This window comes from Streptomyces sp. NPDC031474, assembly GCF_055581185.1.
The window spans coordinates 14,126-38,271 of sequence record NZ_JBVIJX010000010.1 but is presented as its reverse complement, the minus strand read 5'-3'; the positions used below and the strand labels follow the sequence as shown (position 1 = coordinate 38,271).

Genomic DNA, 24,146 nt, shown 5'->3' with positions numbered 1-24,146 from the left:
CTGAGGGGGCTGAGGGGGCTCAGGCCTCGCCGGGGCCGCCCGCCGTTCCCGGGCCCCACTTGCCGGCCGGAGTGCCCGCCGAGGCGCCCTCCGGGGCCGCCCGGCCCCCGTCCGCCCCGGCGGCCCGGTCCCTGGCGCCCTCGCGGGTGCGGGCCGGGGAGACGAAGCGGCGTGGGTTGCGGCGCAGGTACTCGCCCTCCAGCTGGGCCATGCGGTCGTTGTGGGCGCGCAGGGCGCCGTTCGAGCCGTACAGCAGGGTGTCGTGGCGCGTGCGGTGGATCGTCTCCAGCTCTTTCATCAGCTGCTGGTCGTCCAGCCGGTCCGGGTCGACTCCGGTCATGGTGGTGCCCCGCTCACAGTCGTGTCCGTCCATGCGGTTCGGGTACCCGCCCGGGAAGCACTGCCAGCACTACCCCCGAGCTGCATCCGGGAGGGAGCCATGGATCTCGCGTTTCTGCATCCACTGTACGAACATTCCGGCCCCTGGGCCTCCGTGTACGTGGACACCTCCCGTCACACGGAGAACACGCCTCACGAGCGTCACCTCACGGCCGCCGCGATGGCCCGTGAGCTGGCGCGGCAGGGCGCCGACGACGCCACCTGCCGGGCCGTCGAGCAGGCGATCGAGGGGCTGAGCCACTCCTCTGAGCCCCGCGGGCGCGCTCTGTTCGCCCGGGCCGGCGAGGTCGTCCTCGATCCGGCGCTGGCCGCCCGGCCTCCGCAGGGCGACCATGCGCAGTGGGCGCCGCTGCCGCGGGTCGCGCCGCTGCTGGAGCTGGCCGAACAGGACCCGGTGTGCGTGGTGGCGTACATCGACCGCAAGGGCGCGGACTTCGAGCTGCGCACCCCGTTGGCCCGGGAGAAGGTGGACACGGTCTCCGGCCGGCAGTATCCCGTCCACCGCACGTCGACGGCCGACTGGTCCGAGCGGCACTTCCAGCTCAAGGTCGAGAACACCTGGGAGCACAACGCGGCGGAGATCGCGGACGCGCTCAGCGTCTGCCAGGAGGAGACCCGCGCCGATCTGCTGGTGCTGGTCGGCGACGACCGGGAACGGCGGGCCGTGCACGAGCGGCTGCCGCGGCGTCTGCAGGACCGGGTGGCCGAGATGGGGCACGGCGCCGGCAGCCGGCTGCTGGACAAGGAAGTGGAGGCGGCCCGGGCCGAGCATGTGCGCGGGCGCGCCGAGGCCGAACTGGAACGTTTCCTCGCGGCCCGCACCCCGGACGAGGCGGGGCACGCCGGGGCGGTGGAGGGCGTTCCGGCGCTGGTCGAGGCGGCCCGTGAGCACCGTATCGACGAGCTGCTGATCCGGCTGGACGGCCCCGACGCCCACCGCGAGGTGTGGATCGGCGAGGATCCCGACCAGCTGGCGGTGCGCCGTACGGAGCTGAAGACGCTCGGCGAGCAGCACTCCTGGGCCGCGCGGGCGGACGACGCGCTGATCCGGTCGGCGGTCGCCACGGACGCGAACGTACTCGTCGTACCGCCCGAGGCGCCCGAGGAGGCGCCGGTGGGCGGGCTCGGCGCGCTGCTGCGCTGGAAGTAGCCCCGCGTCGAAGCAGCCCGCCGTCGAAGCGGTCCTACCGTGCCCGCTCCACGCGCCGTTCGTCCCACACCGGCTCCGGTGTCTCCCGGACCCGGCCGTCGCTGCCGAAGACCAGGTAGCGGTCGAAAGAGCGGGCGAACCAGCGGTCGTGGGTGACGGCGAGGACCGTGCCCTCGAAGGCCTCCAGGCCCTCCTGGAGGGCTTCGGCGGACTCCAGGTCCAGGTTGTCGGTCGGCTCGTCGAGAAGCAGGGCCGTGACGCCCTCCAGTTCGAGCAGCAGGATCTGGAACCGGGCCTGCTGGCCGCCGGAGAGCCGGTCGAAGTTCTGCTCGGCCTGCTGGGTCAGTTCGTAGCGGCGCAGCCGGGACATGGCCGCGCCCCGGTCCTGGGAGTGTTCCTTCCACAGGATGTCCAGGAGGGTGCGGCCCAGGAGCTCGGGGTGGGCGTGGGTCTGGGCGAAGTGTCCGGGCACCACGCGCGCGCCGAGCTTCCACTCCCCCGTGTGCGCCACGGTGTCGCCGGCCAGCAGCCGCAGGAAGTGCGACTTGCCCGAGCCGTTGGAGCCGAGGACGGCGACCCGCTCGCCGTAGAAGACCTCCAGGTCGAAGGGTTTCATCAGGCCGGTGAGTTCAAGTCCCTTGCAGGTGACGGCCCTTACCCCGGTACGGCCGCCCTTGAGGCGCATCGTGATGTCCTGCTCGCGCGGCGGCTCGGGCGGCGGGCCGGCCTCCTCGAACTTGCGCAGCCGGGTCTGGGCGGCCTGGTACCGGGAGGCCAACTCATGGCTGATGGAAGCGGCCTGACGGAGGCTCAGGACGAGCTTCTTCAGCTGCGCGTGCTTCTCGTCCCAGCGGCGGCGCAACTCCTCGAAGCGCGCGAAGCGTTCGCGGCGGGCCTCGTGGTAGGTGGCGAAGCCGCCGCCGTGCACCCAGGCGTCGGCGCCCGCCGGACCGGGCTCCACGGAGACGATCTTCTCGGCGCCGCGGGAGAGGAGTTCGCGGTCGTGGGAGACGAACAGGACCGTCTTACGAGTCTCCTTCAGCCGCTCCTCCAGCCACCGCTTTCCGGGTACGTCGAGGTAGTTGTCGGGCTCGTCGAGCAGCAGCACCTCGTCGGTGCCGCGCAGCAGCGCCTCCAGCACGAGCCGCTTCTGCTCGCCGCCGGAGAGGGTGCGCACCAGGCGGAACTGGGCCTTGTCGTAGGGGACGCCGAGCGCGGCCGTGGTGCACATGTCCCACAGCGTCTCGGCCTCGTACCCGCGCACTTCCGCCCAGTCGGCCAGGGCCTGCGCGTACTGGAGCTGGGCGGCCTCGTCGTCGACGGTCATGATCGCGTGCTCGGCCTTGTCGACGGCCCCCGCGACCTCCTGGATGCGGGGCGGGGCGACGGACACCAGCAGGTCGCGTACGGTCGTCTCGTCGCGTACGGAGCCCACGAACTGGCGCATCACGCCCAGGCCGCCGGACACGGTGACGGTCCCGCCGTGCGGTTTCAGCTCCCCCGAGATCAGCCGCAGCAGGGTCGTCTTGCCGGCGCCGTTGGGTCCTACCAGGGCCACCACGGCCCCTTCACCGACCCGGAAGGACACGTCGCCGAGCAACGCCCTCCCGTCGGGGAGGTAGTACTCGAGGTGCGCGGCTTCCAGGTGTCCCATGGTCAGGCATTCTGCGGGGCGCCCGCGGGATGCGGCAAACCGTTATGGGCGCGGGCCGGACAACGCGCGGGCCGGTACGCGGGCCGACGCCCCGCACGTCAGCCGTCGGCGTCCCGCACCGGCTGGCCCGCCGGTCCGGCCTCGCCTGCAGGCGCCACGGTCGCGCCCGCCCAGGACAGGGCCTTCCAGCCGTCGGCCGGGGAGCCCTCCAGGACGACCGTGCCGGTGTTGGCGAGGCGGTGGGCCGCGGCAAAGGGGAGGTCGACGTTGTGCGCGCGGGCGGCCGACCAGGTGCGGATCGCGGCGCCGTGGCTGACCAGGGCGACGGTCCCGGCGCCGCTCGCCGCGGCCTCGGCGACCACGGCGTCGTACCGGGCGAGGAACTCGGCGCCGCTCTCCCCGCCGGGCATGCGCAGGTCCACGTCCCCGGCCGCCCAGGCGAACGCCGTGCGCATGTAGAGCTCGCCCTGCTCGGAGTCGCCGGGGAGCATCTCCAGGTCGCCCGCGGAGATCTCCCGGAGCCCGTCGCGGACGAGGACGTCGAGGCCCCGCGCGGCGGCCAGCGGGGCGGCCGTGAGCCGGGTGCGCACGAGGGTGGAGACGTAGAGGGCCTCGATGTCCTCGCCGGCGAGGGCCTGCGGCAGGGCGGCGGCCTGTTGCCGGCCGAGTTCGGTGAGGCCGGGGCCGGGCACGGCGGTGTCGAGGAGGTACTCCACGTTCGTGGGGGTCTGGCCGTGGCGGACGAGCAGCAGTCGCATGCAGGGACCCTCCGGTGGCGAAGCCGCGGTCGAAGCCGCCCCCGCCCCGGAGACGGCCGCTTCAGCGTACCCGGAGCCCATGGGTCCGGATATCGGCCCCACAGCCTTGGCGCAGAAGGCCCGTCCCACCTCGCCCCTGCCACATGCTGACACACCGTCAGTCCGTATATCGAAACGATCAGTCTCACCATGCGGCCTTCGGCGTACGGTGACGACACCGGGGATGCGGTTCGGTCCCGGTCCGTCGAGAAGGGGTAGAGCCATGCCGAAAGCACAGGAGACCGCCGTCTACACGCACGGACACCACGAGTCGGTGCTGCGGTCGCACACCTGGCGGACCGCCGCCAACTCCGCGGCCTACCTGCTCGGTTCGCTGAAGCCGCACATGAAGATCCTGGACATCGGCTGCGGACCGGGCACCATCACCGCCGACCTGGCCGCCCTGGTCCCCGAGGGGCACGTCACCGGCGTCGACCACGCGCCGGCCATCCTGGAGCAGGCGCGGGCCACGGCCGACGAGCGGGGTCTGACCAACATCGACTTCGCGGTCGCCGACGTGCACGCCCTGGAGTACCCCGACGACACGTTCTGCGTCGTCCACGCCCACCAGGTGCTCCAGCACGTGGGCGACCCCGTACAGGCGCTGCGCGAGATGCTGCGGGTGACGAAGCCGGGCGGATACGTCGCGGTCCGCGACTCGGACTACGCGGCGATGACCTGGTACCCCGCCTCGCCCGGCATGAGCGACTGGCTGGACCTGTACCGCCGGGTCGCGCGGGCCAACGGCGGCGAGCCGGACGCCGGGCGCCGGCTGAAGTCCTGGGCACTGGCCGCCGGGGTCACCGACCTCACGGCCACCTCCGCCACCTGGACCTTCAGCACCCCCGAGGAGCGGGCCTGGTGGAGCGGTCTGTGGGCCGACCGCACCGTGGCCTCGGCGTACGCGGAACGCGCCACGCAGGGCGGTCACGCCACGCAGGAGCAACTGCGCGCCGTCTCGGCGGCCTGGCGTGAGTGGGGGCAGCACGAGGACGCCTGGTTCAGTGTCCTGCACGGAGAGATTCTGTGCCGAAAGAGCGCCTAAATCCTGGATTCCGGGAAACCCGGAATCCAGGAGGTTCACACTATGGTTCCCATCTTGCTGGTACTGCTGCTGGTGCTACTGCTTTTCGGTGCCGGATTCGCAGTGAAGTTGCTGTGGTGGATCGCACTCGCGGTTCTCGTCGTCTGGCTGCTGGGATTCCTCTTCCGCGGGACCTCAGCGGCGGGAGGCAGGGGACGCTGGTACAGGTGGTGAGCTGATCCGGGGCTTTTCGAAGCGTCATTCCCGGGGAAGCAGCGGTCCGAGCGGCCCGAGGTCCAGATTCAGGTCCTCGGGCCGCAGTCCGTAGCGGTCGCGCAGCTCGGCCATGCGGTCGTCGAGCAGCATCAGGGTGAGCCCGATGCGCTCCTCCTGCTCCTCGCTCAGATCACCCGTGTCGAAGCGGCGCAGCGCCTGCCGTTCCATCAGCTGGCGCAGCAGCTCCACCACGGTCAGGACGAGTTTCACCAGGTCACGCTCGACGGTGTCGGGCTCGAGGTCGAGACGCCTGCGTCGGTCGGTCACAGCAGCTCCCCCCACGGCGAAGGAACTTGTTCGTTCACCGAGCTGATCAGCGCGTTCAGGTCGATGCGGACGAGATCGACGTCCGCGATGCGCAGGGTGATGTCCCCCGTGACGACGACCCCGCCGGCCAGCAGCCGGTCGAGCAGGTCGACGAGGGCGACCTCACGGCGCTCCACGACGGTCATGTCCCCTCCCCCGGCCGCCCCGCCCCGGTCTCCCCTGCGGACTCCGCATTCCCCGCGGACTCCACAAAGGAATAGGCGGCCCACGGTCCGGTGAGTTCCACCCGCATTCCGGATTCCTCGCCCTTGGTGCGATCCACGATTTCCACGAATTCCTCGGATTCGGCGCGCGGCACGAGATAGGCGGCGTTCAGCACATTCGGTCCCGAGACCTTCGACAGGGCGGGATTCTGCGGGGGATGCAGGCGGGCGTCGTCCGCGTGCGCGGACAGGGTCGCGTGCAGGCGTCCGGCGAATCGCTCGGCACGCTGCCAGGTGTCCTCGTGCGCCCGGGCCCTCGTACGCCGCTGCATCAGGTAGTCGCGGCCCGAGGCGGGCTTGGCCGTCGTGGGCTCGGCCTCCCGCACCTCAGGCTCGACGTACACCTTCACACCCCACTCGACCCGTCCCGCGAGCCGCTCCAGGGTGCGCCGGAAGTCGTCCTCGCGCTCCTCCATCATCACGCGGACGCCACTGTCGTCCCGGAACACGGTGGCGAGCCGGAGCGGCAGCGGCGTGGTGACGGCGGTGAGGGCGTCGATCACCTGCTGGTGGGCGCGGGCGGTCTCGGTGAGCCAGTCCAGGTCCTCCAGATGGCGGCGGAGCGGCTCCTCCGCGAAGTCCCGCTCCGGCACATGGCTGACCACGGCGATCAGACCGTGGTGGGTGAGCAGCCTGGGCGGATCGCCCGCCACACCCGACAGATCGGCCTGGAGCGGCGCGCCGAGGGGACGGCAGACGGCGTACACGTAGCGCAGTCCGGTCACGGGGACTCCTCTCGGACGTTCCTACGGGTGCTCTTCGGCGCCTCCTCCCGGGCGCGGCCCGGCTCCAGTTCCTCCAGCCGCGCCAGTCGCTCCCGCAACTCGGCGTTCTCCCGGGCGAGTTCGTTGCGCCGGGCGCCGGAGGACAGGGCCGGGTCGTCCTCCCACCAGTCGATGCCCATCTCCTTCGCCTTGTCGACGGAGGCCACGATGAGGCGGAGCTTGACGGTGAGCAGCTCGATGTCGAGCAGGTTGATCCGGATGTCGCCGGCGATCACGATGCCCTTGTCGAGCACGCGTTCCAGGATGTCGGCGAGGTTGGCCCCGCTGCCCTGTCCGTACGGCTCCGGAAGCCGGCTCGGCATGCTCATCGACGGCTCCTGCTTTCCTCGTACTGCTCCTCGTCCTCGGGCTCCTCCTCGTCGTACTCCTCGTACTCGTCCTCGGCCTCCTGCGGCCCGCGGCCCTCGTCCTGCGCGGGCTCCTCGTCCTCGTCGTACTCCTCGTCCTCGTCGTCGGCCTCGCCGGCCTCGCCGGTCTCGTCGGTCTCGTCCTCGGCGTACGGGGCGTCCTCCTCGTACTCCTCATCGTCCTCCCGGTCCTCTTCCTCGGCGACCGCGTCCTCGTGGGAGGTGACGACCTCGCCGTCGCGGATCTCGCCGCGCCAGCTGTCCTGCGCCTCCCCCTTGATGGTGATGAAGCGGGCGAAGTTCTTCAGGTCGAGTCGGGCGCGGCGGCCCTGGGCACGCCAGATGTTGCCGGTCTTCTCGAACAGACCCGTCGGGTAGTACTCGATGACCAGCAGGATCCGGGTGAGGTTCTCGGCGAGTTCGTGGAAGGAGACGACGCCCTTCGTCGTGCCCTTCGCGCCCTCCGACGTCCAGGCGATCCGGTCGTCCGGCACCTGTTCGGTGGTCTTCGCCTTCCAGCTGCGGTTGGACCAGAAGACCTTCGCCTGCCAGTCGCTGGTGGTGTCGTCGGCGCGGTTCGCGCTCTTGACGCCCTTGGCGAAGGTGCTGAAGTCCTGGTACTGCGTCCACTGGTCGTAGGCGGTGCGCAGCGGCACGCCGACGTCGATCGTCTCCATGATCACGGTCGGCTTCTTGCCCGCGCTCTTCTTGCCCTTGCCGCCGCCGAGGTTCTTCAGGGCGCCGGTCACCTTGTCCTTGGCCCGCGAGGCGCCGAGCTCCAGGGCGGTGCGGACCGGTCCCTTGCCCTCAGCGATCTTCCGGCCGCCGTCCAGGGCGAGTTTGGCGAACCCGGGGCTGTTGCCCTCGGCGATGTCGTTGAGCTTGCTCGTGGTCTCGCCGAGCTTGTGGCCGACTCCGACCAGCAGGCGTTGGGCCTGGGCGGCGAGATACTCCTGCACCTCCTCCTTGAGCCGGTCGGCGGCCTCGCTGTGGGCCACCTCGGACAAGGGGCTGCCGCCGACCGCCTTGCCGGCGCCGGTGGCCGCGGACGTCGCGGACCTGGCGGATCCCAGGGTGTCGGTCATCGGTCATCGCCTCCCTTCGACCGCCGGGCCCGGGAAGCGGACCCCGAGGCGCGTCCCGAAGAACTCCTGGACGCGGTCCTCGCCGCCGACTTCCCGGACGACGCGGTCTTCTTCGCGGCCGTCTTGCGGGCCGGAGCCTTCCGGGCGGCCGCCTTCTTCGCGGGAGCCTTCTTCGCCGGGGCCTTGCGGGCCGTCTTCTTCGCCGGCGCCTTCTTCGCCGCCCGCTTCCTCGACGGCGCCTCGTCGGCCCGGCCCTGCGCCTCGTCCTCCTCGTCCTCCTCTTCGGAGTCCTCGGAGTCCGAGTCCTGGGAGTCCTGAGCCTCCTCATAGTCCTCGGAGTCCTCGGAGTTTTCGGGGTCCTCGGAGTCCCGCGGCTCCTCGTTGTCGTCGTACTCCTCGTCCTCCTCGTCCGTCTCCCGCTCGTCGCCCGACGCGCCGGGCAGGACGCCCGCGAGCTGGTCACGCACCTCGGAGGTGCGACCGTGCAGGCGCTCGGAGAGGGCCTCCATCTGCCGCTCGACCATGGCCCCGGAGGCCGCCTTGCCGACCCCGCGCAGGTCCTCGCGCAGCTGGTCCCCGATCTCCTTGAACTGCGGGTTGTCCCGCAGTTGCCGGGAGGCAAGGTCGGCGAGCGCGCGCGGCGTCAGGTTCAGCTTCTTGCCGGCCACCAGGGAGCCCACGGCGAAGGCCAGCTTCATCTTCTTGGTACGTCCGAGGACGTACCCGGCCCCGACCGCGAGGCCCATTCCCACTCGGTTCATCCTGCCCACCCGTCGTCCGTTCCCGCGCTCCTGCGCGTCGCGACCTCCAGCCGGTCGAGAAGCTCGTCCTCCTGCCGGGAGAACTCCTCCTCGGTGATCTCGCCGGCCTCCAACCGCTCCTCCAGCCGGGCGAGTTCGGTCCGGACCGTGGCCGGGTCGTAGTAGATCCGCTCGGCTTCCTGGAGCACCTGTCTGATCACCCAGCCGCTGCCGCGCACGGGGGCGAACGGCAGCAGGAGCACCTCTGAGATGAGTCCCATCACGCGCCTACTCCCTGGCGGGATCCGCGGGTGCGGCCGGATCCGCCGGACCGGGTTCGACGAAGCTGTACGGCGGCAGCGGCCCGTTGACCCGTACTTCGAGGTGCGGACGAATCTTGCGCAGCTCCTCCGCGGCCTCCAGGAAACCGGCCGCCGCGTCCCGGTCCACCAGGAACGAGACGTTGACCAGCCAGCCCGTGGACTCGGGGCCCAGGGCGGTGGCCGCGGCCAGCGGCGTGAGGTGGTGCTGCACATCGGCCGCGTCCTCGGCCTCCTTGGCCTTGACCGCGGCGGCCACCATCTCGCCCAGCTGCAGCCGCTGCTCGTAACTGCCGCCGCCCGACTGCCGGTTGGCCTCGGCGAGCGCCCGCAGCTCGGGGCTGTCGGCCATCACCTGGTGCAGGACGGCCTCCTCGACGTGCGAGGCCTTGACGTTGTACTCGACCTTGCCGTCGAGGGCGTCCAGCCGCTCGATGTAGTGCTCGGCGCGCTCGGCGAGGACCCCGGTGACGGAGCTGTCGTCGGGCGCCACGCTGCCGAACCGCATGGGCAGCACGCAGCCGGCCGCGCCGGTCTCGGCGAGCACGTTCTGGTGGGCGAGCAGTTCCCTGCGCTTGGGTCGCAGCCCTTCGGGGGCGTCGCTGACGATGGCCGCCAGCTCGCCCTCCTTCAGCACGCGCACCGGCAGCGGCGGGTCGCCGACGCCGGCCAGACCGTCGGGAAGGGCCGGGTGCGAGCTCGCGACGATGCCGTAGACGTACGTACTCACTCCTCTTCCTCCTTCCGGCGCGAAGCGGTGCTCTTGCGCGGACGCTGCCTGGGCTCCCGCTCGCGCTCCGCCGAGCTCTCCTCACGGGCCTGTTTGAAGGCGTCGGAGACGGTCTCCGCGGCGCCGGCCAGCGCGCCCTTGGACTTGCCGCGCGCGCCGGACTCGGTGATCTCGCCGACCAGGTCGGGCAGGCCCGGGCTCTTGCGGGGCCCCGCCTCCAGGTCGAGCCGGTTGCACGCCTCGGCGAAGCGGAGATAGGTGTCGACGCTGGCCACCACGACCCGTACGTCGATCTTGAGGATCTCGATGCCGACCAGGGAGACCCGCACGAACGCGTCGATGACGAGACCCCTGTCTAGGACGAGCTCCAGCACGTCGTAAAGGCCGCTGGAGCCGCCTCCGCCGCCGGTCTGTTGTGCCGGGACAACGGTCATGTCGACCGCGCCTCCTTGTCTCGGATTGAATGGTCGTCTCGGAAGGGAACGGGCCGGCGGCCTAACGGCCGCCCGACCGGTGTGCGTCGGCCCGCCCGCGCTCGTAGCGGCGGACGCGCCGATAGCCGGTGAGCTGACCCTCGGGATCGAGCTCGACCTGGTAGCTCGCCATCAGGCTCATCGTGTCGGGCACGCGGGCGAGTTCCAGGACCTCGATCTCCAGGGACCAGCCGTCCTCCGTCTGCTCGAAGGACGAGACGCTTTCGGCGGCCATGCCGGTCAGTTCCGCGAGCTGGGCGCGCGCCTGGCGCAGCACCTCCATGGGGCCGGGCCGGTCGTCCGTCACGTTGCCGCCCTCGCCTTCTTCGCTCCGTGGATCCTGGGATTCATGTGAAGCTCGTGACTTTTCCGTGCTTTTTGTGTTCACCATGGCCACCTCTTCCTCCGGGTGGCCTGAAGGCTCTTGGCCAAACCTTCACGAGCCGCGCAGTGCGTCGAGCCGGCGCCGCGCCGGGCCCAGGGCGCGCCCGCGGCCCGGCATCCCGGACCAGGGCCGGGTGCGGGCCTGCTCGACGGCGTCGGCGATGGTCCAGCGGCGCGGGCCGAGCTCCGGATCGTCGAGTTGCTCCCAGGCGATCGGCGTGGCGACCGGCGCTCCGGGCCGGGCCCGCACCGTGAAGGGGGCTACGGCGGTCTGGGCGTAGGCGTTGCGCTGTACGTCCAGGTAGAGGCGGTTGCCGCGGTCCTTGATGCGGGCGGCCGTGGTCAGCCGGTCGGGGTGTTCGGCGACGAGGAACTCGGCGGCGTCCCGGGCGAAGCCGCGCACCTCCTCGAAGCCGGGGCCCTCCGAGCTGCCGGAGCCGTCCGAGCCGCCGGAGCCGTCCGAGCCGCCGGAACGGTCAGAGTTGTGGGAGCCGTCGGAGCGGTGCGAGCCGTCGAGGGGGACGACGACGTGCAGTCCGCGCGAGCCGGTCGTCATCAGGGCGGAGGGCAGCCGCAGCTCGCGGAGCAGCTCGCCCAGCCATCCGGCGGCCTCCCGGACGGCGGCGAAGGAGGCGTCGTCGGCCGGGTCGAGGTCGAAGACCATCAGGTCCGGGCGGTCGACCCGACCCGTCCGCGACAGCCAGCGGTGCAGGGTGAGGCAGGCCTGGTCGGCGAGGAAGGCGAGGGTGGCGGAGTCGTCACAGACGGTGTGGCACACCGTGCCGTTCTCCTTGGCCACCTCGACCCGCGTGATCCACTCCGGATAGTGCGCGGGGGTGTTCTTCTGCATGAAGCGGGGGCCGTCGATCCCCTCCGGATGCCGTTCCAGCATCAGCGGGCGGCCACGCAGCTGCGGCAGCATGAACGCGGCGACCGACCGGTAGTACGCGACGAGGTCGCCCTTCGTGTACTCCTTCGCGTCCTCGCCGGCCGGGAAGAGCACCTTGTCCGGCCGGTGCACCTCGACGGTACGGCGGCCGGCGCGCACCGTGCGCACCTCGCCGCCGCTGCCGCCGCCTGCGCCCTTGCTCATGGCGCGATCGCCTGTTCCACCAGCAGCCTCGCGGACGCGGCGATCGACTCGGCGTCGATGCCGGCGGCGTGCAACTGCTCGGCCGGGCTCGCCGAACCGGGCATCGTCCGCACGGCCAGGCGCACCAGCCGGGGCATCGGCCGCCCGTCGAGGAAGGCGTCGAGGACGGCGTCCCCGAGTCCGCCCTGCTCATGGTGGTCCTCCACGCTCAGCAGCAGCCCGGTCTCCTCGGCGGCGCTGCGCAGCGTGGCCCGGTCGACGGGCTTGACCGAGTACAGGTCGACGACCCGGACGGCGATGCCTTCGCCGGCGAGCGCGTCGGCGGCCCGCAGCGCCTCGTGCACGGTGACGCCGGCCGCGACGATCGTCATGCGGTCCCGGTCGGAGGAGCGCAGCACCTTGCTGCCGCCGACCGGGAACTCCTCGTCGGGCCCGTAGATCACCGGTCCGGCGCCGCGCGAGGTGCGCAGATAGCGGACGCCGTCCAGGCCGGCCATGGCGGTGACGAGCCGGGCCGTCTGGTTGGGGTCGCAGGGGTACAGCACGGTCGAGCCGTGCACGGCCCGGAACATCGCCAGGTCCTCCAAACCCATCTGCGAGGGCCCGTCCTGCCCGATGGAGACCCCGGCGTGCGAGCCGACCAGGTTGATGCCCGCGCCGCTGATCGAGGCCATGCGGACGAAGTCGTAGGCGCGGGTCAGGAAGGCCGCGAACGTGGACGCGTACGGCACCCAGCCGCGCGTGGCGAGGCCGACCGCGGCGGCGACGAGCTGCTGTTCGGCGATGTAGCACTCGAAGAAGCGGTCGGGATGCTCCTTGGCGAAGGCCTCGGCGCGGGTGGAGTCGCTCACCTCGCCGTCGAGGGCGACGACGTCCCCGCGGGCGGTGCCGAGGGCGGCGAGGGCCTGCCCGTAGGCGTCCCGCGTCGCCGCCTCCTCGCCCTTCTCCCACCTGGGCAGGTCGAGGTGTCCGGTGGGCACGGAGTGCAGCATGCGCGTCTCGGCCGGTGCGTGCACCTGGACCCGCAGGTCGCGGGGGCCGCCCAGCTCCTCGATCGCCTCGTCGGCGTGGGGCAGCGGCTTGCCGTGCAGGCCCTCCCGATCCTGGACGGACTCGACGCCCTTGCCCTTGAGCGTGCGGGCGAGGATCGCGGTGGGCTGGCCCTTGGTGGAGATCGCCTCGCCGTACGCGCGGTCGATCGCGTCCACGTCGTGCCCGTCGATCTCGACCGTGTGCCAGCCGAAGGCCTGGAAGCGGCGGGCGTAGGCGTCGAGGTCGTGGCCGTGCCGGGTGGGGCCGCGCTGGCCGAGCCGGTTGACGTCCACGATCGCCGTGAGGTTGTCGAGGTGCTCGTGGCCCGCGTGCTCGGCGGCCTCCCACACCGAGCCCTCGGCGAGCTCGCTGTCCCCGCACAGCACCCATACGCGGTAGTCGGCCCGGTCCAGCCGTTTCCCGGCCAGCGAGATGCCCACGCCCACCGGGAGCCCCTGCCCGAGCGAACCGGTGGCCGTCTCGACCCAGGGCAGCCGCTGCGGGGTGGGGTGCCCTTCGAGCCGGCTGCCGAGCTTGCGGAAGGTGAGGAGTTCCTCGTCGTCGACGGCCCCGGCGGCCTTGTAGGCGGAGTAGAGCAACGGGGAGGCGTGGCCCTTGGAGAGGACGAAGCGGTCGTTGCCGGGGTGGGCCGGTCGGTCGAAGTCGTAGCGGAGGTGGTGGGCGAGCAGTACGGCCATCAGGTCCGCGGCCGACATCGAGGACGTCGGGTGCCCGGACCCCGCGGCGGCGGAGGCACGCACACTGTCCACCCTCAACTGCTGTCCGAGTTCGGTGAGTTCGGCGGTGTCCATCGGGCTACTGGTCTCCTTCTACGCGATCCGCGCGGACGTCACCGCGCTTGACGGGCCCGGGCGCCGGATGATCCTTGGCGGGCCTGGGCTGGTTCTTCGCGGGCTCGGCCGCGGTCTCGTCCTTGGCCACCTCGGGCGTCGGGGAGGTGATGGTCTGGTGGTCGTCGGGCTCGGCGTCGGGCCCCGCGCCCGGGGCCGCACCGGCGATCTCGGGGTCGGCCCCCTCCTTCGCCACCTCGGGCGTCGGGGACGTGATCGTCTGATGGTCGGTCTCGGTCTCGGCGTCGGGTGCGCCGTTCACGTCCTCGGGAGCGGCCGCGCCGGGGCCGGAAACCGTTTCCCGCCTGGCGGCGCCCGGTACCCGTGCCAGCTCGGGCGACGCCGTGTCCAGCGGCACCGACCAGGACCGTACGAGGCCCAACTGGACGGACTGGCGCGGGAGTACGGCGTCCAGCAGCCAGTCGGCGGCCACCCGGACGCGGTTGCCGGGCATCGCGGCGAGATGGTAGCCGCGGGCCACCGCCCCGGCCGCGGGACCGGACAGATGGACGCCGAGCGGATTCGCGGCCGCCTGCGCCCCGCCCAGGTCGACGACGAACCCCAGGTCCTTGTGCCGGTACGGCCGCAGACCGCCTCCCCCGCCGAACGAGGCGGCGACGTTCTGTCCGGCCGCCTTGCCCTGTCGCCACGCATGCTGCGCGGTCATCGGCGCGTACTCCCCTGGCCTGTCCAGATCCGGTACGGCGGCCGCGTCACCGCAGGCGAACACCTCGGGCCGGCCCGGCACCTGCAGGGTCGGCTCGACGAGCAGCCGACCACGCTCCAGGGGCAGTCCGAGCGACTCCACGAGCGGATCCGGCCGGACGCCCACGCACCACACCAGCGTGCGGGTGTCGACGAACTCGCCGTCGGTCAGCAGGACCCCCTCGCCGGTGGCCTCCTTCACGGAGGTCCCCATGCGCACCTCGACGCCCCGTTCGCGCAGCACCCGGTCGGCGGTGCGCGAGAGCCGTTCGTCCAGTTCGGGCAGGACGCGCTCGGCGACGTCGAGCAGCAGCCAGCGCGGCCTCATGCCCGTGCGCAGCGGATGGTCGCGCACCAGGGCGTCGGTCAACCGCAGGCCCTGCGCGGCGACTTCGGTGCCCGTGTAGCCCGCCCCGACCACGACGAACGTGCAACGCGCCACGCAGTCGCCCGCGTTGTCGCCGGAGGCGGCCAACTCCACCTGCCGGGTGAGGTGATCGCGCAGATAGAGCGCCTCGGGCAGGCCGCGGAAGCCGTGCGCGTGCTCGGCGACCCCGGGGATGGGCAGCAGCTTGTTGACGCTGCCCGCGGCGAGCACGAGCCGGTCGTAGCCGAGCACGCCCGTGTCGCCCTCGGGGTCGCTGTAGTGGACGGCGCGCGCGTCGAGGTCGATGCGGTCGGCCTCGCCCAGCACGAGCCGTACGTCGCGCAGGGTGCCGGACAGCGACACGGCGACCCGACGCGGTTCGAGGATGCCCGCCGCCACCTGGGGCAGCAGGGGCAGGTACAGGAAGTAGTCGGTCGGGTTGAGCAGGGTGATGTCGGCCCGTCCCCGGGCCGACCGGGCCAGGGTGCGGGCCGCCCGGTATCCGGCGAAGCCCGCTCCGACGATCACGATGCGGGGTCGGCTCACGGTTCGCCTCCGACGGTGTTCGGACGGTGGTGCGGACGGTTGTCGTACGAGGGTTTCCGCGTCCCCCTGGCTGTGGCGGGCAAACGTGCGCCGGTTTCCCGTCCGGGCGCTCCTGCACGGCTACGGCGATGGCCCCGCCCACGCCCACGGCTGCGGCTGCGGCTGCGGCTACGGCTGCGGCTCGGCCTCAGAGGCGGCCGCGACGGCGCAGGCCGACGCCGACGGCGCCCATGGAGGCGCCCAGCGCCCCGGCCAGCAGCCCCTTCCCCATCCGGCCCCGGTTGCGCGAGACCCACTCCTGCGCGCTGCGGTCCGCCGCTTCCCCGTCGAAACGCCCGTGCGGCCCGAAGTCGTGCCCATGGGGCCCGTCGGCGGGGGCCCACAGGTTCCCCACGCCTGCGTGGCCGCCGGCGTCCTGCTGGGCGTCGAAGCCGGTCCGCGCCAGATACCGGTCCAACAGCCCGGGTGCGACCGCGTTGGCGATCAGGGTCGCCGCCGTGGACCCGCCCACCCAGTACTCGCGCCGCCTGCCGTGCCCGGCCGCGTGCACGATCGCCCGCGCGGCGACCTCGGGCTGGTACACCGGGGCGACCGGCCGGGCCCGCCCGGGCATCCGGTTCAGGACCCACTCGAACTGCGGTGTGTTCATCGCGGGCAGCTGCACCATCGTCGTGCGGACCTTGCTGCCCGCGTGCAGCAGCTCGCACCGCAGCGACTCGTTGAACCCCTGGATCGCGTGCTTGGCCCCGCAGTACGCCGACTGCAGCGGCACCCCGCGATAGGCGAGCGCCGAACCGACCTGCACGATCGTGCCGCGGCCCCGCGGCAGCATGTGCCGCAGGGCCGCCCGGGTGCCGAACACGAAGCCCAGATAGGTCACTTCGGTGACCCGGCGGAACTCGTCCGGGGTGATCTCGGTGAACGGCGCGAAGACGCCGGCGAAGGCGTTGTTGACCCAGACGTCGATCCCGCCGAACACGTCGACGACCTGTTGTGCCGCGTCCTCGACGGCCTTGGCGTCGGCCGTGTCGACGCTCACGACGAGCGCCTCACCGCCGGCGCGCCGCACGTCCTCCGCCGCGGCGGCGAGGCCCTCGCGGCCCCGCGCCAGGAGGGCGACCCGGTCGCCGCGGGCGGCGAAGGCCACGGCCGTGGCGCGGCCCACGCCCCCGCTGGCTCCGGTCACCACGACGGCCCTGCCCGCTCCTCGACGGATCCTCACCGCGTGTCACCCCCGGTGGTGCGGGTTCTCGGGGTCGATGTCGTCCAGGCGCGGCGCCTCGCCCGGCGCCGGCACTCCGGTGCCGGGGGCGGTCGGCGGCATCGGCGGGTACGCCGTCCCGGTACCGCCGGGCGGCCCGGCCGGCGGCGTGCCGCCGATGACCCGCCCGTGGCTCCTGGGCCGCGTCGTGTGGGGCTGGGCGGCACCCCGCAGCAGGTACGCCACGGCGCCGAGGATCGCGGCGGTGATCAGCGCCGCGGCCCAGCCCGGCAGGCCCACGTCGAGGGCCAGGCCGACCGCGAGTGCGACGGCCGCGCCCGCGTAGAGGGCGACGGCGCCGGACGCGGCGTACAGCGTGGCCTTACGGCGCTGCTTGCGGGACTGCTCGCGCAGTTCGTCGCGGATCGTCTCGCGCGCCACCTGCGCCAGTTCGTCGACCAGATGCTTGTCCAGATGCTCCAGGTGATCGATGCGCTCCATGGCCGCCGGGTACCCGCCGTCACCGAGGCATAACGCCGGCGGCCGGCGCACCACGGCGGGAAGCGGCGGGAAACGGCGAGGGGACGCGGAGAGGATCGGGTGAAGGGATCACCCGGCCGCGGCCGCCCCAACTAGGCTCGTCCGCATGGACATTCTGGGAGCAACGCTGCGTGTCTGTGTCGACGACCTGGAGGCCGCGGTCTCCTTCTACGAGCGGCTGGCGGGGACCGACGCTCTCCGCTTCGAGCGGGGCGGGGTGCAGGTGGCCGCCGTCGGCTGCTTCCTGCTGATGAGCGGCCCCCCGGCCGAGCTGGAGGTGCTGCGCAAGGTGGCCGCGACGATCGCCGTGACGGACGTCGACGAGGTGCACAAGACCCTCACCGAGCTGGGCGCGGACGTCCTGGCAGGCCCGGTGCCGACGCCGGTGGGCCGCAACCTGATCGTCCGCCACCCGGACGGCGCGGTGTACGAGTACGCGGACCGGCGCGGGCATTAGGGCCGGGCGAAAAATCCGTGTGCGGCGCCGTTTCCCGGTCGTAGAGTCGGGCGTTCGACGCCCCGCGCGCGCCCGACCGACCGGGCGCGCAAGACCGACAGTGAGTGAGTGACAGTGAGTGAGCAGCACACGTATCGGGTGATCGTCCGTGGCACGTGGGACGGTCTCACCGAGGCGGCCCGTACCCGGCTGCTCGCCGAGGCCGACGGCCACGGGCTGACGAGCATGCGGTTCACCGAGGAGGGCTCGCTGTCGTACGAGTCGTCGCCGCTGAAGCACTTCTCGATGCGGTACGTGGTGGTGTCGGACGCGGCGGACGGGGAGGAACTGGCGGGCGCGTTCGCCGAGGAGCGCGCCGAGACGACGCTGCGGGAGCTCGGCTACGGCTTCGCCGGCCTGCGGTCGACGGTCACGGACCTCGACACCATGAAGATCAACTTCAAGCCCGCGTCCCGCCGTTGACCGTCTCCGCGGTGATCGCCCAGCGCTCGTGGTCGCGCCACTCCCCGTCGATGTAGATCATCTTCGGGGAGAAGCCCTCCAACCGGAAGCCGCAGGCCCGGGCGAGGGCGATCGACGCGGCGTTCCCGGGCTGCACGTTGATCTCCAGCCGGTGCAGCCGCAACGGGCCGAAGGCGTAGCGCACCACGAGGCCGAGCGCCTCGCGCATCAGCCCGCGCCCGGCCGCGTGCGCGAAGACGCCGTAGCCCAGCGCACCGCACTGGAAGCCGCCCTCGACGATGTTGTTGATGTTCACGAACCCGGCGACGGCCCCGTCCTCCCGGGTGCACACGAGGAACCCGGCCTTCGACCGGTCCTCTATCAGCCGGCCCGCGTACGCCGTGTACGCGTCGGCGGTGGCCGGCGGGAACAGCCACGGATGGTGCAGGTCCTTGCTCTCCCGCACCCGGGCGGTGAACTCCGGCCCGTCCTCGTAGGTGAAGTGGCGTATACCGGTGCGGGGGCCCTCGGCGAGGTAGCGGGATGCGGTGTGCGGCATCGGATCAGCCTACGACGCCGGTCACCTCCGCCGGGTCCTGGAATACGCGACATACGCCCCGCACAGCGCGCCGATGAGCCCCGTCGCGAGCAGGGCCGCCCACAGCGGCATCGTCACCTCGGAAATCAGCAGTCGGATCTTCGTGGCGCGGGTGTTCTCGAAGATGAAGATCAGGGCGAGGACGGCGAGCACCAGGACGGCGACCCGGGCGGGCGTCAGCGCCCCGGCCCTGCCACCGCCCTTCACGTCGCGCTCGGAGGTCTCGGAGGTCTTCGACGTCTTCGAGGTTTTCGGGCTCATGCCACCAGGGTGGGCCCGAAGCCCTGGTCACGCACGGTGAGACAGGCGCTCCGGGTGAGGCGTGCCCGCGCGCCGCGGGGCGGGAGGTCAGCGCAGGGCGGGCGCGTCGAGGGTGAGGGTGCCCGCGTCCGCGTCGAGGGCGGCGGCCACGCCGAAGGGCACGGTCACCGCTCCCTCGCAGTGCCCGAATCCGAGCTCCTCGACCACGGGGACGCCGAGGCCGCCGAGCCGGTCGGCGAGGACCGGCCGCAGCTTCTCGTACGGGCCGCACCTGTCCCAGGAGCCGAGCGCGACGCCCGCGACGCCGTCCAGCCAGCCGGTGCGCAGGAGTTGGGTCAGGGCCCGGTCCACCGCGTACGGCGACTCCCCGACGTCCTCGATCAGCAGCAGTCCGCCGCGGGCGCCGGCGTGGGTGTGCGGGGTGCCGTGGCCGGTGGCCAGCAGCGCCAGACAGCCGCCCAGGGTGATGCCCCGTGCCCGGCCCGGGGCGAGGGCGGTATCGGTGGAGGCGAGCGTGCGGACGGTCTCCGGGGCGAACAGGGTCGCCTTGAGGTGGTCCTGCGCGCGGGCGTTCTTGATGAAGTCGACGCCCGCGGCCACCGGCCCGTACAGCGTGACCAGCCCGAGGCGCACGGCGAAGGCCTCGTGCAGCGTGGTGGCGTCGCTGAAGCCGACGAACACCTTCGGTCCGGCCGCCCGCATCGCGTCCCAGTCGAGCAGGTCGACGACACGCTGGGCGCCGTAGCCGCCGCGTGCGCACAGCACGGCGTCGACGGTCGGGTCGCACCAGGCCCGCTGGAGGTCGGCGGCCCGGTCGGCGTCGGCGCCCGCGAGGTAGGGCAGCCGGTCGTGCCGCTCCAGCACATGGGGGGCGACCACCGGGTCGAGGTCCCAGCCGCGCAGCAGGTCGAGACCGGCCTGGAGCCGCTCCTCCGCCACGGGTCCGCTGGGCGCGACGACCGCGACCCGGGCGCCCGCGGCGAGCCGCGACGGCCGCACGAGTTCCTTCACTGCACGAGCTCCAACCTCGGGACACCGGGCGGACGCAGCCCGAACACCTGAGCGTACAGCGAGAGCTCGGCCTCCAGGGCGCGCACCATCGTCGCCGCCTGCCGGAACCCGTGCCCCTCCCCCTCGAACGCGAGGTACGCGTGCGGCGCCGACCGCCCCGCCAGCCGGGCCAGGAACCGTTCGCACTGGGCGGGCGGGCAGATCACGTCGTCCAGGCCCTGCAGCAGCAGGAACGGCACCGTGATCCGGTCGGCGTGCTCGACGGGCGAGCGCTGCGCGTACCGGGCGGGCACCTCGGCGAGAGGTCCGACGAGGCTGTCCACGTAATGCGACTCGAGGTCGTGCGTCTCCCCCGTCGCCCAGCCCACCAGGTCCAGCACGGGGAAGAGAATCGTGCCGCAGGCGTAGACGTCGGTGCCGCTCAGCGAGGCGGCGGCGGTCCAACCGCCGGCGCTGCCGCCGCGGATCGCCAGCCGGTCGCGGTCGGCGGTGCCCTCGTCGGCCAGGGCCAGCGCGACCGCCGCGCAGTCCTCGACGTCGACCACGCCCCACTGCTCGCGCAGCCGCTCCCGGTAGGCCCTCCCGTACCCGGTCGAACCTCCGTAGTCGACCTCGGCGACCCCGATGCCCCGCGAGGTGAAGTAGGCGATCTCCAGGTCCAGCACGAGCGGCGAGCGATCGGTGGGCCCGCCATGGGCCCAGATGACGTACGGCGGCAGTTCGTGGCCGGGGGCGACGAGTGCGGGGTGGTGGGGCGGATAGACGTGCGCGTGGATGTCACGGCCGTCGGGTCCGGCGAAGGTGCGGATCCGGGGCTCGGGGTAGTGGGCCGGGTCCACGGCGTCGTCGTGCGCGGCGCCGATCACCCGGGCCCGGCCGGTCCGGGCGTCCAGCTCCACCACTTCGTACGCGGAGCGCGGACTGGCCGCGACGGCGACGACGCGTTCGGCGTGCACGGCGAGGGTCGAGGCGAACTCCGTCCACGGCCCCGCCGCGTCGATGAGCTCCCCCGTCAGCGGGTCGAGGATCCCGAGGGCGGTGACCCCCCGGCCGTGCACGACGGCGACGAGCCCGCTGTCCAACGGCGCGAACCAGCGGTGTCCGAGCTTCCACAGGGCCCCGCCGAACTCCTCCTCGCGCGGGCAGACCGGTTCGTGGTCGCGGTACAGGTTCCACCAGCCGCTGCGGTCGCTCACATACAGCAGGCAGTCCTCCGCCGACCGCAACCAGTCGACCTGCGCGATCGACTCCTGCGGCCCGCCGGCCACCACCCGGGCATCGCTGAGCACGCCGTCGCCCGTGACGTCGGCGACGACCACCTCCGTTCCCTCCCACGGCATCCGCGGATGGTCCCAGGCCAGCCAGGCGGCCCTGCGGCCGTCGGGCGAGAGGCGGGCTCCGGTGACGAACCGGCGGCTGTCGTCGGTGAGTTCGCGTACGGCGCCGCGGTCGTGCGCGGCCGAGCCGTCCAGTGGTACGGCCGCCAGGACGCGGCGGACGTCGGTGGGGCCGTCGCCGGTGAATTCCTCCAGTACGCACCACACTTCACGCCGCTCCAGCAGCAACTGCGGCTCCGCCCAGCGCAGTCCGCCGCCCACGCCGGAGACGGGAGTGAGCGGGCGCGGCTCGGCGCCGGGGCCGGGCTCGTACGCGTACAGCCGCTGGTCGGCGAAGTGCACGAACACCACGAGGGGTCGGCCGTCCCGTACGGTGCCGGCCCAGGGTTGTCCGCCGTACTCGACGACCCGGCTGCGGACGTTCCAGGGTGCGGGCAGGACGGACTCCTCCGTGCCGTCCGCGCGTCGCCGGACGAGGGTGCGGCGGCCGTTCTCGGTCGGCCGGGGCGCGGTCCACCACACCTCGTCGCCGACGAAACCGACGTACTCGGGACGCCCGTCGTGGGTGGCCGCGAGGGTCGCGTCGATGGGCGAGGGCCAGGAACCGTAGGGCAGGACCTGCACGTTCTCCCCCGCTCGCCTAGGCCGTCCGCAGGAACCGGTCGAGGACGTGGACGCCGAAGTGCAGCGCCTCGACCGGAACCCGTTCGTCGACCCCGTGGAAGAGGGCCTGGTGGTCGAAGCCCTGCGGGAGCTTCAGCGGTGCGAAGCCGTAGCCGGTGATGCCGAGCCGCGAGAACTGCTTGGCGTCCGTGCCGCCGGACATGCAGTACGGCACCACGTGCCCCTCGGGTGCGAACTCCTCGACGGCGGCGCGCATCCGGGCGAAGACCGGCGCGTCGACCGGTGTCTGGAGGGCGACTTCGCGGTGCTGGAACTCCCAGTCGACGTCCGGGCCGGTGAGTTCGTCGATGGCCGCGCGGAACTCGTCCTCGGCGCCCGCGAGATACCGGCCGTCGACGAACGCGACGGCCTCGCCGGGGATCACGTTGATTTTGTAACCGGCGTCCAGCATCGTCGGGTTGGCGCTGTTGCGCACGGTGGCCTCGACGAGGGCGGCGGCCGGGCCGAGCTTCTCCAGCAGACCGTCCACGTCGCGCAGGTCGGTCTCGATGCCGTACAGCGCGGCGAGTTCGGTGAGGGCGGCGCGGACGGTCGGGGTGAGCCGGAGCGGCCATGGGTGCCCGCCGATGCGGGCGACGGCCGCGGCCAGCCGGGTCACCGCGTTGTCCCGGTTGACCTTGGAGCCGTGTCCGGCGCGCCCGCGCGCGGTGAGCTTCAGCCAGGCGGTGCCGCGCTCGCCCGCGGCGATGGGGTAGATCTCGCGTCCGGCGCCGTCGTGGAAGGTGAACGCGCCCGATTCGCCGATGGCCTCGGTGCAGCCCTCGAACAGCCCCGGATGGCGGTCGGCGAGGAACCCGGAGCCGTCCTCGGCGGTGGCCTCCTCGTCGGCGGTGAAGGCGATGACGAGGTCGCGCCGGGGCCGCACGCCCTGCCGCGCCCAGCCCCTGAGCACGGCCAGGATCATCGCGTCCATGTTCTTCATGTCGACGGCGCCGCGCCCCCACACGACCCCGTCGCGCACCTCCCCGGAGAACGGGTGCACGCTCCAGTCGGCGGCCTCGGCGGGGACGACGTCCAGATGGCCGTGGACCAGCAGCGCGTCGGCGGTCGGATCGGCGCCCCCGATCCGGGCGACGACGTTGGTGCGTCCCGGGGTGCGTTCGAGCAGCGTCGGCTCGACGCCCGCCTCGGCGAGCAGCGCGGCCGCGTACTCGGCGGCGGGCCGCTCCCGGCAGTCCCCGCCGCCCCGGTTGGCGGTGTCGATACGGATGAGATCGGAGGTGAACCGCACGACCTCGTCCCGCGCCTGCACGTCAGCCATGCCGCTCCCGCTCCTGCCCGTACCCGTGCCTGTACTCGCGCCTGTGCCTGTGCCTGTGCCTGTGCTGCTCAGCCATACTGCTCCTCGATCGCGGCCGCGACGATCGTGGTGACCGCCTTGAAGGCACGGATGCCCTCGTACATGGTTGCGCTGGTGTACGCGACCTTCCGCTCGCCGATGCGGGCGACACCGGGCACGAGGGTGGCCGTCATCGCGAGGTGCTCGGCGTCGAACTCCACCGCTACGGTGAACGGCCCACCTCTCACCGGTTCCTGACGGACCGCCAGCCGAGCCGCCTCCTTCGCCGCCGCCCGGATGCCGGCGGCGGTGCGGGCCGGCGTACGGCACACGGCCGCGTACCGCGAGACATGGTCCTTCACCGCGACCTTCAGCGCGCCGGGCGCATACCCGAGCGCGTCCTCGCAGGCCAGGTCGTCGCCGGTGACCAGGACGACCGGCACGCCGTACTCGGCGACGACCTGCGCGTTGAGCAGACCCTCGCTGGCCCGTACGTCGTTCAGCCACACGCCGGTGATCGAGTTGGCGAGGTAGGTGTGGGCGAGGACGCCCTCCATGCCGGCGCCCGCGTGGTAGCCGACGAACGCGATGCCGTCGACGTCGCCGTGCTGGACGCCCTCCACCATGGAGAGGGACTTGTGCCGGCCGGTGAGCAGCTCCACCCGCTCGTCGAGCTGTTCGAGGAGCAGGTTGCGCATGGTCCAGTGGGCCTCGTTGACGAGGACCTCGTCCGCCCCGCCGTCGAAGAAGCCCAGCGCCGCGGCGTTGACGTCCGAGGTGAACATCGACCGGCACCGCTCCCATTCGGCGGTGCCCGGCAGCACGTCGGCAGGCCAGGTGACACCGGTGGCGCCCTCCATGTCGGCGCTGATGAGGATCTTCACGTCAGGCCCCGTCCACTCCAGGAGTACCCGAGCCTAGGGCCTGTCCGACGGATCGCGCCGCAGGAGCTGGGTGTGGCGGCTACCTGGGTCCGGAAATACCCCGGGGGGTATCTCTGTTACCGTGGATGTCAGATACCCCCCGGGGTAATGTTCGGCTTCCGTGAA

The 24,146-nt window shown here is 72.6% G+C and carries 29 protein-coding genes; 5 read left to right on the top strand and 24 right to left on the bottom strand.

Translation table 11 applies throughout. The annotated features are described in order from the left end of the window. Positions 1–19: 19 nt before the first annotated feature. The gene (locus ACZ5SK_RS21710; protein WP_443041198.1) at positions 20–373 is read right to left on the bottom strand and encodes a DUF6158 family protein; all 354 of its coding nucleotides are present in this window, start codon (positions 371–373) and stop codon (positions 20–22) included. Between the two features lie 66 nt (positions 374–439). Between ACZ5SK_RS21710 and ACZ5SK_RS21705 the strand changes: the two genes are divergently transcribed. Beyond that, positions 440–1,549 carry a baeRF2 domain-containing protein gene (locus ACZ5SK_RS21705; RefSeq protein ID WP_468157005.1) on the top strand — a complete coding sequence of 370 codons (1,110 nt, stop codon included), beginning with the start codon at positions 440–442 and terminating at the stop codon, positions 1,547–1,549. A gap of 34 nt (positions 1,550–1,583) precedes the next feature. On the opposite strand, the gene ACZ5SK_RS21700 is transcribed toward ACZ5SK_RS21705, so the two are convergent. After that, positions 1,584–3,203 (bottom strand): ABC-F family ATP-binding cassette domain-containing protein, encoded by a 1,620-nt coding sequence (locus ACZ5SK_RS21700; protein ID WP_334575695.1) that lies wholly within the window; start codon positions 3,201–3,203, stop codon positions 1,584–1,586. A gap of 98 nt (positions 3,204–3,301) precedes the next feature. Then, complete coding sequence (locus ACZ5SK_RS21695) at positions 3,302–3,961, bottom strand: histidine phosphatase family protein (RefSeq protein ID WP_468576475.1); 660 nt, start codon at positions 3,959–3,961, stop codon at positions 3,302–3,304. 262 nt (positions 3,962–4,223) lie between these two features. On the opposite strand from ACZ5SK_RS21695, the gene ACZ5SK_RS21690 reads away from it, so the two are divergent. Together ACZ5SK_RS21690 and ACZ5SK_RS21685 are read left to right on the top strand one after the other, a co-directional pair. Beyond that, the gene (locus tag ACZ5SK_RS21690) at positions 4,224–5,045 is read left to right on the top strand and encodes a class I SAM-dependent methyltransferase (RefSeq protein WP_334575697.1); all 822 of its coding nucleotides are present in this window, start codon (positions 4,224–4,226) and stop codon (positions 5,043–5,045) included. 42 nt (positions 5,046–5,087) lie between these two features. Then, on the top strand, positions 5,088–5,258 hold the full coding sequence (locus ACZ5SK_RS21685) for a hypothetical protein (RefSeq protein ID WP_055635143.1): 171 nt from the start codon (positions 5,088–5,090) through the stop codon (positions 5,256–5,258). 24 nt (positions 5,259–5,282) lie between these two features. Here ACZ5SK_RS21685 and ACZ5SK_RS21680 read toward each other — a convergent pair whose 3' ends face one another. The 15 genes from ACZ5SK_RS21680 to ACZ5SK_RS21610 form a co-directional block, all read right to left on the bottom strand. Further along, the gene (locus tag ACZ5SK_RS21680; RefSeq protein WP_079658577.1) at positions 5,283–5,567 is read right to left on the bottom strand and encodes a gas vesicle protein K; all 285 of its coding nucleotides are present in this window, start codon (positions 5,565–5,567) and stop codon (positions 5,283–5,285) included. Further along, entirely contained in the window at positions 5,564–5,752 is a 189-nt protein-coding gene (locus tag ACZ5SK_RS21675) for a gas vesicle protein (RefSeq protein WP_079658578.1), read from the bottom strand. The genes ACZ5SK_RS21680 and ACZ5SK_RS21675 overlap by 4 nt, the downstream gene beginning before the upstream one ends. Continuing rightward, positions 5,749–6,555 (bottom strand): GvpL/GvpF family gas vesicle protein, encoded by an 807-nt coding sequence (locus ACZ5SK_RS21670; RefSeq protein ID WP_334575699.1) that lies wholly within the window; start codon positions 6,553–6,555, stop codon positions 5,749–5,751. Before ACZ5SK_RS21670 ends, ACZ5SK_RS21675 begins: the two co-directional genes overlap by 4 nt. Next, the gene (locus tag ACZ5SK_RS21665; protein WP_334575701.1) at positions 6,552–6,923 is read right to left on the bottom strand and encodes a gas vesicle protein; all 372 of its coding nucleotides are present in this window, start codon (positions 6,921–6,923) and stop codon (positions 6,552–6,554) included. The genes ACZ5SK_RS21670 and ACZ5SK_RS21665 overlap by 4 nt, the downstream gene beginning before the upstream one ends. Then, entirely contained in the window at positions 6,920–8,047 is a 1,128-nt protein-coding gene (locus tag ACZ5SK_RS21660; RefSeq protein ID WP_334575702.1) for an SRPBCC family protein, read from the bottom strand. Before ACZ5SK_RS21660 ends, ACZ5SK_RS21665 begins: the two co-directional genes overlap by 4 nt. Then, the gene (locus ACZ5SK_RS21655) at positions 8,044–8,808 is read right to left on the bottom strand and encodes a DNA primase (protein ID WP_334575703.1); all 765 of its coding nucleotides are present in this window, start codon (positions 8,806–8,808) and stop codon (positions 8,044–8,046) included. The genes ACZ5SK_RS21660 and ACZ5SK_RS21655 overlap by 4 nt, the downstream gene beginning before the upstream one ends. Continuing rightward, complete coding sequence (locus ACZ5SK_RS21650) at positions 8,805–9,068, bottom strand: gas vesicle protein GvpG (protein WP_334575705.1); 264 nt, start codon at positions 9,066–9,068, stop codon at positions 8,805–8,807. The genes ACZ5SK_RS21655 and ACZ5SK_RS21650 overlap by 4 nt, the downstream gene beginning before the upstream one ends. A 7-nt stretch (positions 9,069–9,075) precedes the next feature. Beyond that, positions 9,076–9,837, bottom strand: a complete 762-nt coding sequence (locus ACZ5SK_RS21645; protein WP_334575706.1) for a GvpL/GvpF family gas vesicle protein — start codon at positions 9,835–9,837, stop codon at positions 9,076–9,078. Further along, on the bottom strand, positions 9,834–10,271 hold the full coding sequence (locus ACZ5SK_RS21640) for a gas vesicle structural protein GvpA (protein ID WP_334575707.1): 438 nt from the start codon (positions 10,269–10,271) through the stop codon (positions 9,834–9,836). The genes ACZ5SK_RS21645 and ACZ5SK_RS21640 overlap by 4 nt, the downstream gene beginning before the upstream one ends. Before the next feature lie 61 nt (positions 10,272–10,332). Next, a complete protein-coding gene (locus ACZ5SK_RS21635) occupies positions 10,333–10,701 on the bottom strand; it encodes a gas vesicle protein GvpO (RefSeq protein ID WP_334575708.1) in 369 nt (122 codons plus the stop codon). Between the two features lie 45 nt (positions 10,702–10,746). Continuing rightward, entirely contained in the window at positions 10,747–11,787 is a 1,041-nt protein-coding gene (locus tag ACZ5SK_RS21630) for a DNA polymerase domain-containing protein (protein ID WP_334575710.1), read from the bottom strand. Beyond that, the gene (locus ACZ5SK_RS21625; RefSeq protein WP_361701842.1) at positions 11,784–13,631 is read right to left on the bottom strand and encodes a transketolase; all 1,848 of its coding nucleotides are present in this window, start codon (positions 13,629–13,631) and stop codon (positions 11,784–11,786) included. Before ACZ5SK_RS21625 ends, ACZ5SK_RS21630 begins: the two co-directional genes overlap by 4 nt. Positions 13,632–13,635: 4 nt before the next feature. Beyond that, positions 13,636–15,288, bottom strand: a complete 1,653-nt coding sequence (locus ACZ5SK_RS21620) for an NAD(P)/FAD-dependent oxidoreductase (RefSeq protein ID WP_468576473.1) — start codon at positions 15,286–15,288, stop codon at positions 13,636–13,638. 187 nt (positions 15,289–15,475) lie between these two features. Further along, positions 15,476–16,504, bottom strand: a complete 1,029-nt coding sequence (locus ACZ5SK_RS21615; RefSeq protein ID WP_334581096.1) for an SDR family oxidoreductase — start codon at positions 16,502–16,504, stop codon at positions 15,476–15,478. 12 nt (positions 16,505–16,516) lie between these two features. Then, the gene (locus ACZ5SK_RS21610; RefSeq protein ID WP_334575714.1) at positions 16,517–16,990 is read right to left on the bottom strand and encodes a phage holin family protein; all 474 of its coding nucleotides are present in this window, start codon (positions 16,988–16,990) and stop codon (positions 16,517–16,519) included. A 145-nt stretch (positions 16,991–17,135) separates the two neighbouring features. On the opposite strand from ACZ5SK_RS21610, the gene ACZ5SK_RS21605 reads away from it, so the two are divergent. Both ACZ5SK_RS21605 and ACZ5SK_RS21600 read left to right on the top strand, forming a co-directional pair. Further along, positions 17,136–17,486: a VOC family protein gene (locus tag ACZ5SK_RS21605; RefSeq protein ID WP_079658591.1), complete on the top strand. Its 351-nt coding sequence runs from the start codon at positions 17,136–17,138 to the stop codon at positions 17,484–17,486. A 114-nt stretch (positions 17,487–17,600) separates the two neighbouring features. Next, entirely contained in the window at positions 17,601–17,948 is a 348-nt protein-coding gene (locus ACZ5SK_RS21600) for a DUF6204 family protein (RefSeq protein WP_334575715.1), read from the top strand. On the opposite strand, the gene ACZ5SK_RS21595 is transcribed toward ACZ5SK_RS21600, so the two are convergent. The 6 genes from ACZ5SK_RS21595 to ACZ5SK_RS21570 all read right to left on the bottom strand — a co-directional run bounded on the left by ACZ5SK_RS21595 (position 17,926) and on the right by ACZ5SK_RS21570 (position 23,981). After that, entirely contained in the window at positions 17,926–18,486 is a 561-nt protein-coding gene (locus ACZ5SK_RS21595; RefSeq protein WP_334575717.1) for a GNAT family N-acetyltransferase, read from the bottom strand. The genes ACZ5SK_RS21600 and ACZ5SK_RS21595 overlap by 23 nt on opposite strands. A gap of 21 nt (positions 18,487–18,507) precedes the next feature. Further along, on the bottom strand, positions 18,508–18,786 hold the full coding sequence (locus ACZ5SK_RS21590; RefSeq protein WP_468576471.1) for a LapA family protein: 279 nt from the start codon (positions 18,784–18,786) through the stop codon (positions 18,508–18,510). A gap of 87 nt (positions 18,787–18,873) precedes the next feature. Beyond that, complete coding sequence (locus tag ACZ5SK_RS21585; protein ID WP_334575719.1) at positions 18,874–19,797, bottom strand: S66 peptidase family protein; 924 nt, start codon at positions 19,795–19,797, stop codon at positions 18,874–18,876. Further along, a complete protein-coding gene (locus ACZ5SK_RS21580) occupies positions 19,794–21,758 on the bottom strand; it encodes a S9 family peptidase (RefSeq protein WP_334575720.1) in 1,965 nt (654 codons plus the stop codon). The genes ACZ5SK_RS21585 and ACZ5SK_RS21580 overlap by 4 nt, the downstream gene beginning before the upstream one ends. A gap of 16 nt (positions 21,759–21,774) precedes the next feature. Next, on the bottom strand, positions 21,775–23,079 hold the full coding sequence (locus tag ACZ5SK_RS21575) for a M20/M25/M40 family metallo-hydrolase (RefSeq protein WP_468576469.1): 1,305 nt from the start codon (positions 23,077–23,079) through the stop codon (positions 21,775–21,777). A gap of 68 nt (positions 23,080–23,147) precedes the next feature. Further along, a complete protein-coding gene (locus ACZ5SK_RS21570; protein WP_468576467.1) occupies positions 23,148–23,981 on the bottom strand; it encodes a M55 family metallopeptidase in 834 nt (277 codons plus the stop codon). Between the last annotated feature and the right edge of the window lie 165 nt (positions 23,982–24,146).

Bases quoted from the DNA above. Each gene is read 5' to 3' on its own strand.
- ACZ5SK_RS21700 (WP_334575695.1), bottom strand. From the start codon at position 3,203: ATGGGACACCTGGAAGCCGCGCACCTCGAGTACTACCTCCCCGACGGG.
- ACZ5SK_RS21630 (WP_334575710.1), bottom strand. From the start codon at position 11,787: ATGAGCAAGGGCGCAGGCGGCGGCAGCGGCGGCGAGGTGCGCACGGTG.
- ACZ5SK_RS21675 (WP_079658578.1), bottom strand. From the start codon at position 5,752: ATGACCGTCGTGGAGCGCCGTGAGGTCGCCCTCGTCGACCTGCTCGAC.
- ACZ5SK_RS21655 (WP_334575703.1), bottom strand. From the start codon at position 8,808: ATGAACCGAGTGGGAATGGGCCTCGCGGTCGGGGCCGGGTACGTCCTC.
- ACZ5SK_RS21690 (WP_334575697.1), top strand. From the start codon at position 4,224: ATGCCGAAAGCACAGGAGACCGCCGTCTACACGCACGGACACCACGAG.
- ACZ5SK_RS21635 (WP_334575708.1), bottom strand. From the start codon at position 10,701: ATGGTGAACACAAAAAGCACGGAAAAGTCACGAGCTTCACATGAATCC.
- ACZ5SK_RS21625 (WP_361701842.1), bottom strand. From the start codon at position 13,631: ATGGACACCGCCGAACTCACCGAACTCGGACAGCAGTTGAGGGTGGAC.
- ACZ5SK_RS21595 (WP_334575717.1), bottom strand. From the start codon at position 18,486: ATGCCGCACACCGCATCCCGCTACCTCGCCGAGGGCCCCCGCACCGGT.
- ACZ5SK_RS21610 (WP_334575714.1), bottom strand. From the start codon at position 16,990: ATGGAGCGCATCGATCACCTGGAGCATCTGGACAAGCATCTGGTCGAC.
- ACZ5SK_RS21605 (WP_079658591.1), top strand. From the start codon at position 17,136: ATGGACATTCTGGGAGCAACGCTGCGTGTCTGTGTCGACGACCTGGAG.
- ACZ5SK_RS21660 (WP_334575702.1), bottom strand. From the start codon at position 8,047: ATGACCGACACCCTGGGATCCGCCAGGTCCGCGACGTCCGCGGCCACC.
- ACZ5SK_RS21685 (WP_055635143.1), top strand. From the start codon at position 5,088: ATGGTTCCCATCTTGCTGGTACTGCTGCTGGTGCTACTGCTTTTCGGT.
- ACZ5SK_RS21640 (WP_334575707.1), bottom strand. From the start codon at position 10,271: ATGACCGTTGTCCCGGCACAACAGACCGGCGGCGGAGGCGGCTCCAGC.
- ACZ5SK_RS21575 (WP_468576469.1), bottom strand. From the start codon at position 23,079: ATGGCTGACGTGCAGGCGCGGGACGAGGTCGTGCGGTTCACCTCCGAT.
- ACZ5SK_RS21705 (WP_468157005.1), top strand. From the start codon at position 440: ATGGATCTCGCGTTTCTGCATCCACTGTACGAACATTCCGGCCCCTGG.
- ACZ5SK_RS21710 (WP_443041198.1), bottom strand. From the start codon at position 373: ATGGACGGACACGACTGTGAGCGGGGCACCACCATGACCGGAGTCGAC.
- ACZ5SK_RS21590 (WP_468576471.1), bottom strand. From the start codon at position 18,786: ATGAGCCCGAAAACCTCGAAGACGTCGAAGACCTCCGAGACCTCCGAG.
- ACZ5SK_RS21665 (WP_334575701.1), bottom strand. From the start codon at position 6,923: ATGAGCATGCCGAGCCGGCTTCCGGAGCCGTACGGACAGGGCAGCGGG.
- ACZ5SK_RS21695 (WP_468576475.1), bottom strand. From the start codon at position 3,961: ATGCGACTGCTGCTCGTCCGCCACGGCCAGACCCCCACGAACGTGGAG.
- ACZ5SK_RS21650 (WP_334575705.1), bottom strand. From the start codon at position 9,068: ATGGGACTCATCTCAGAGGTGCTCCTGCTGCCGTTCGCCCCCGTGCGC.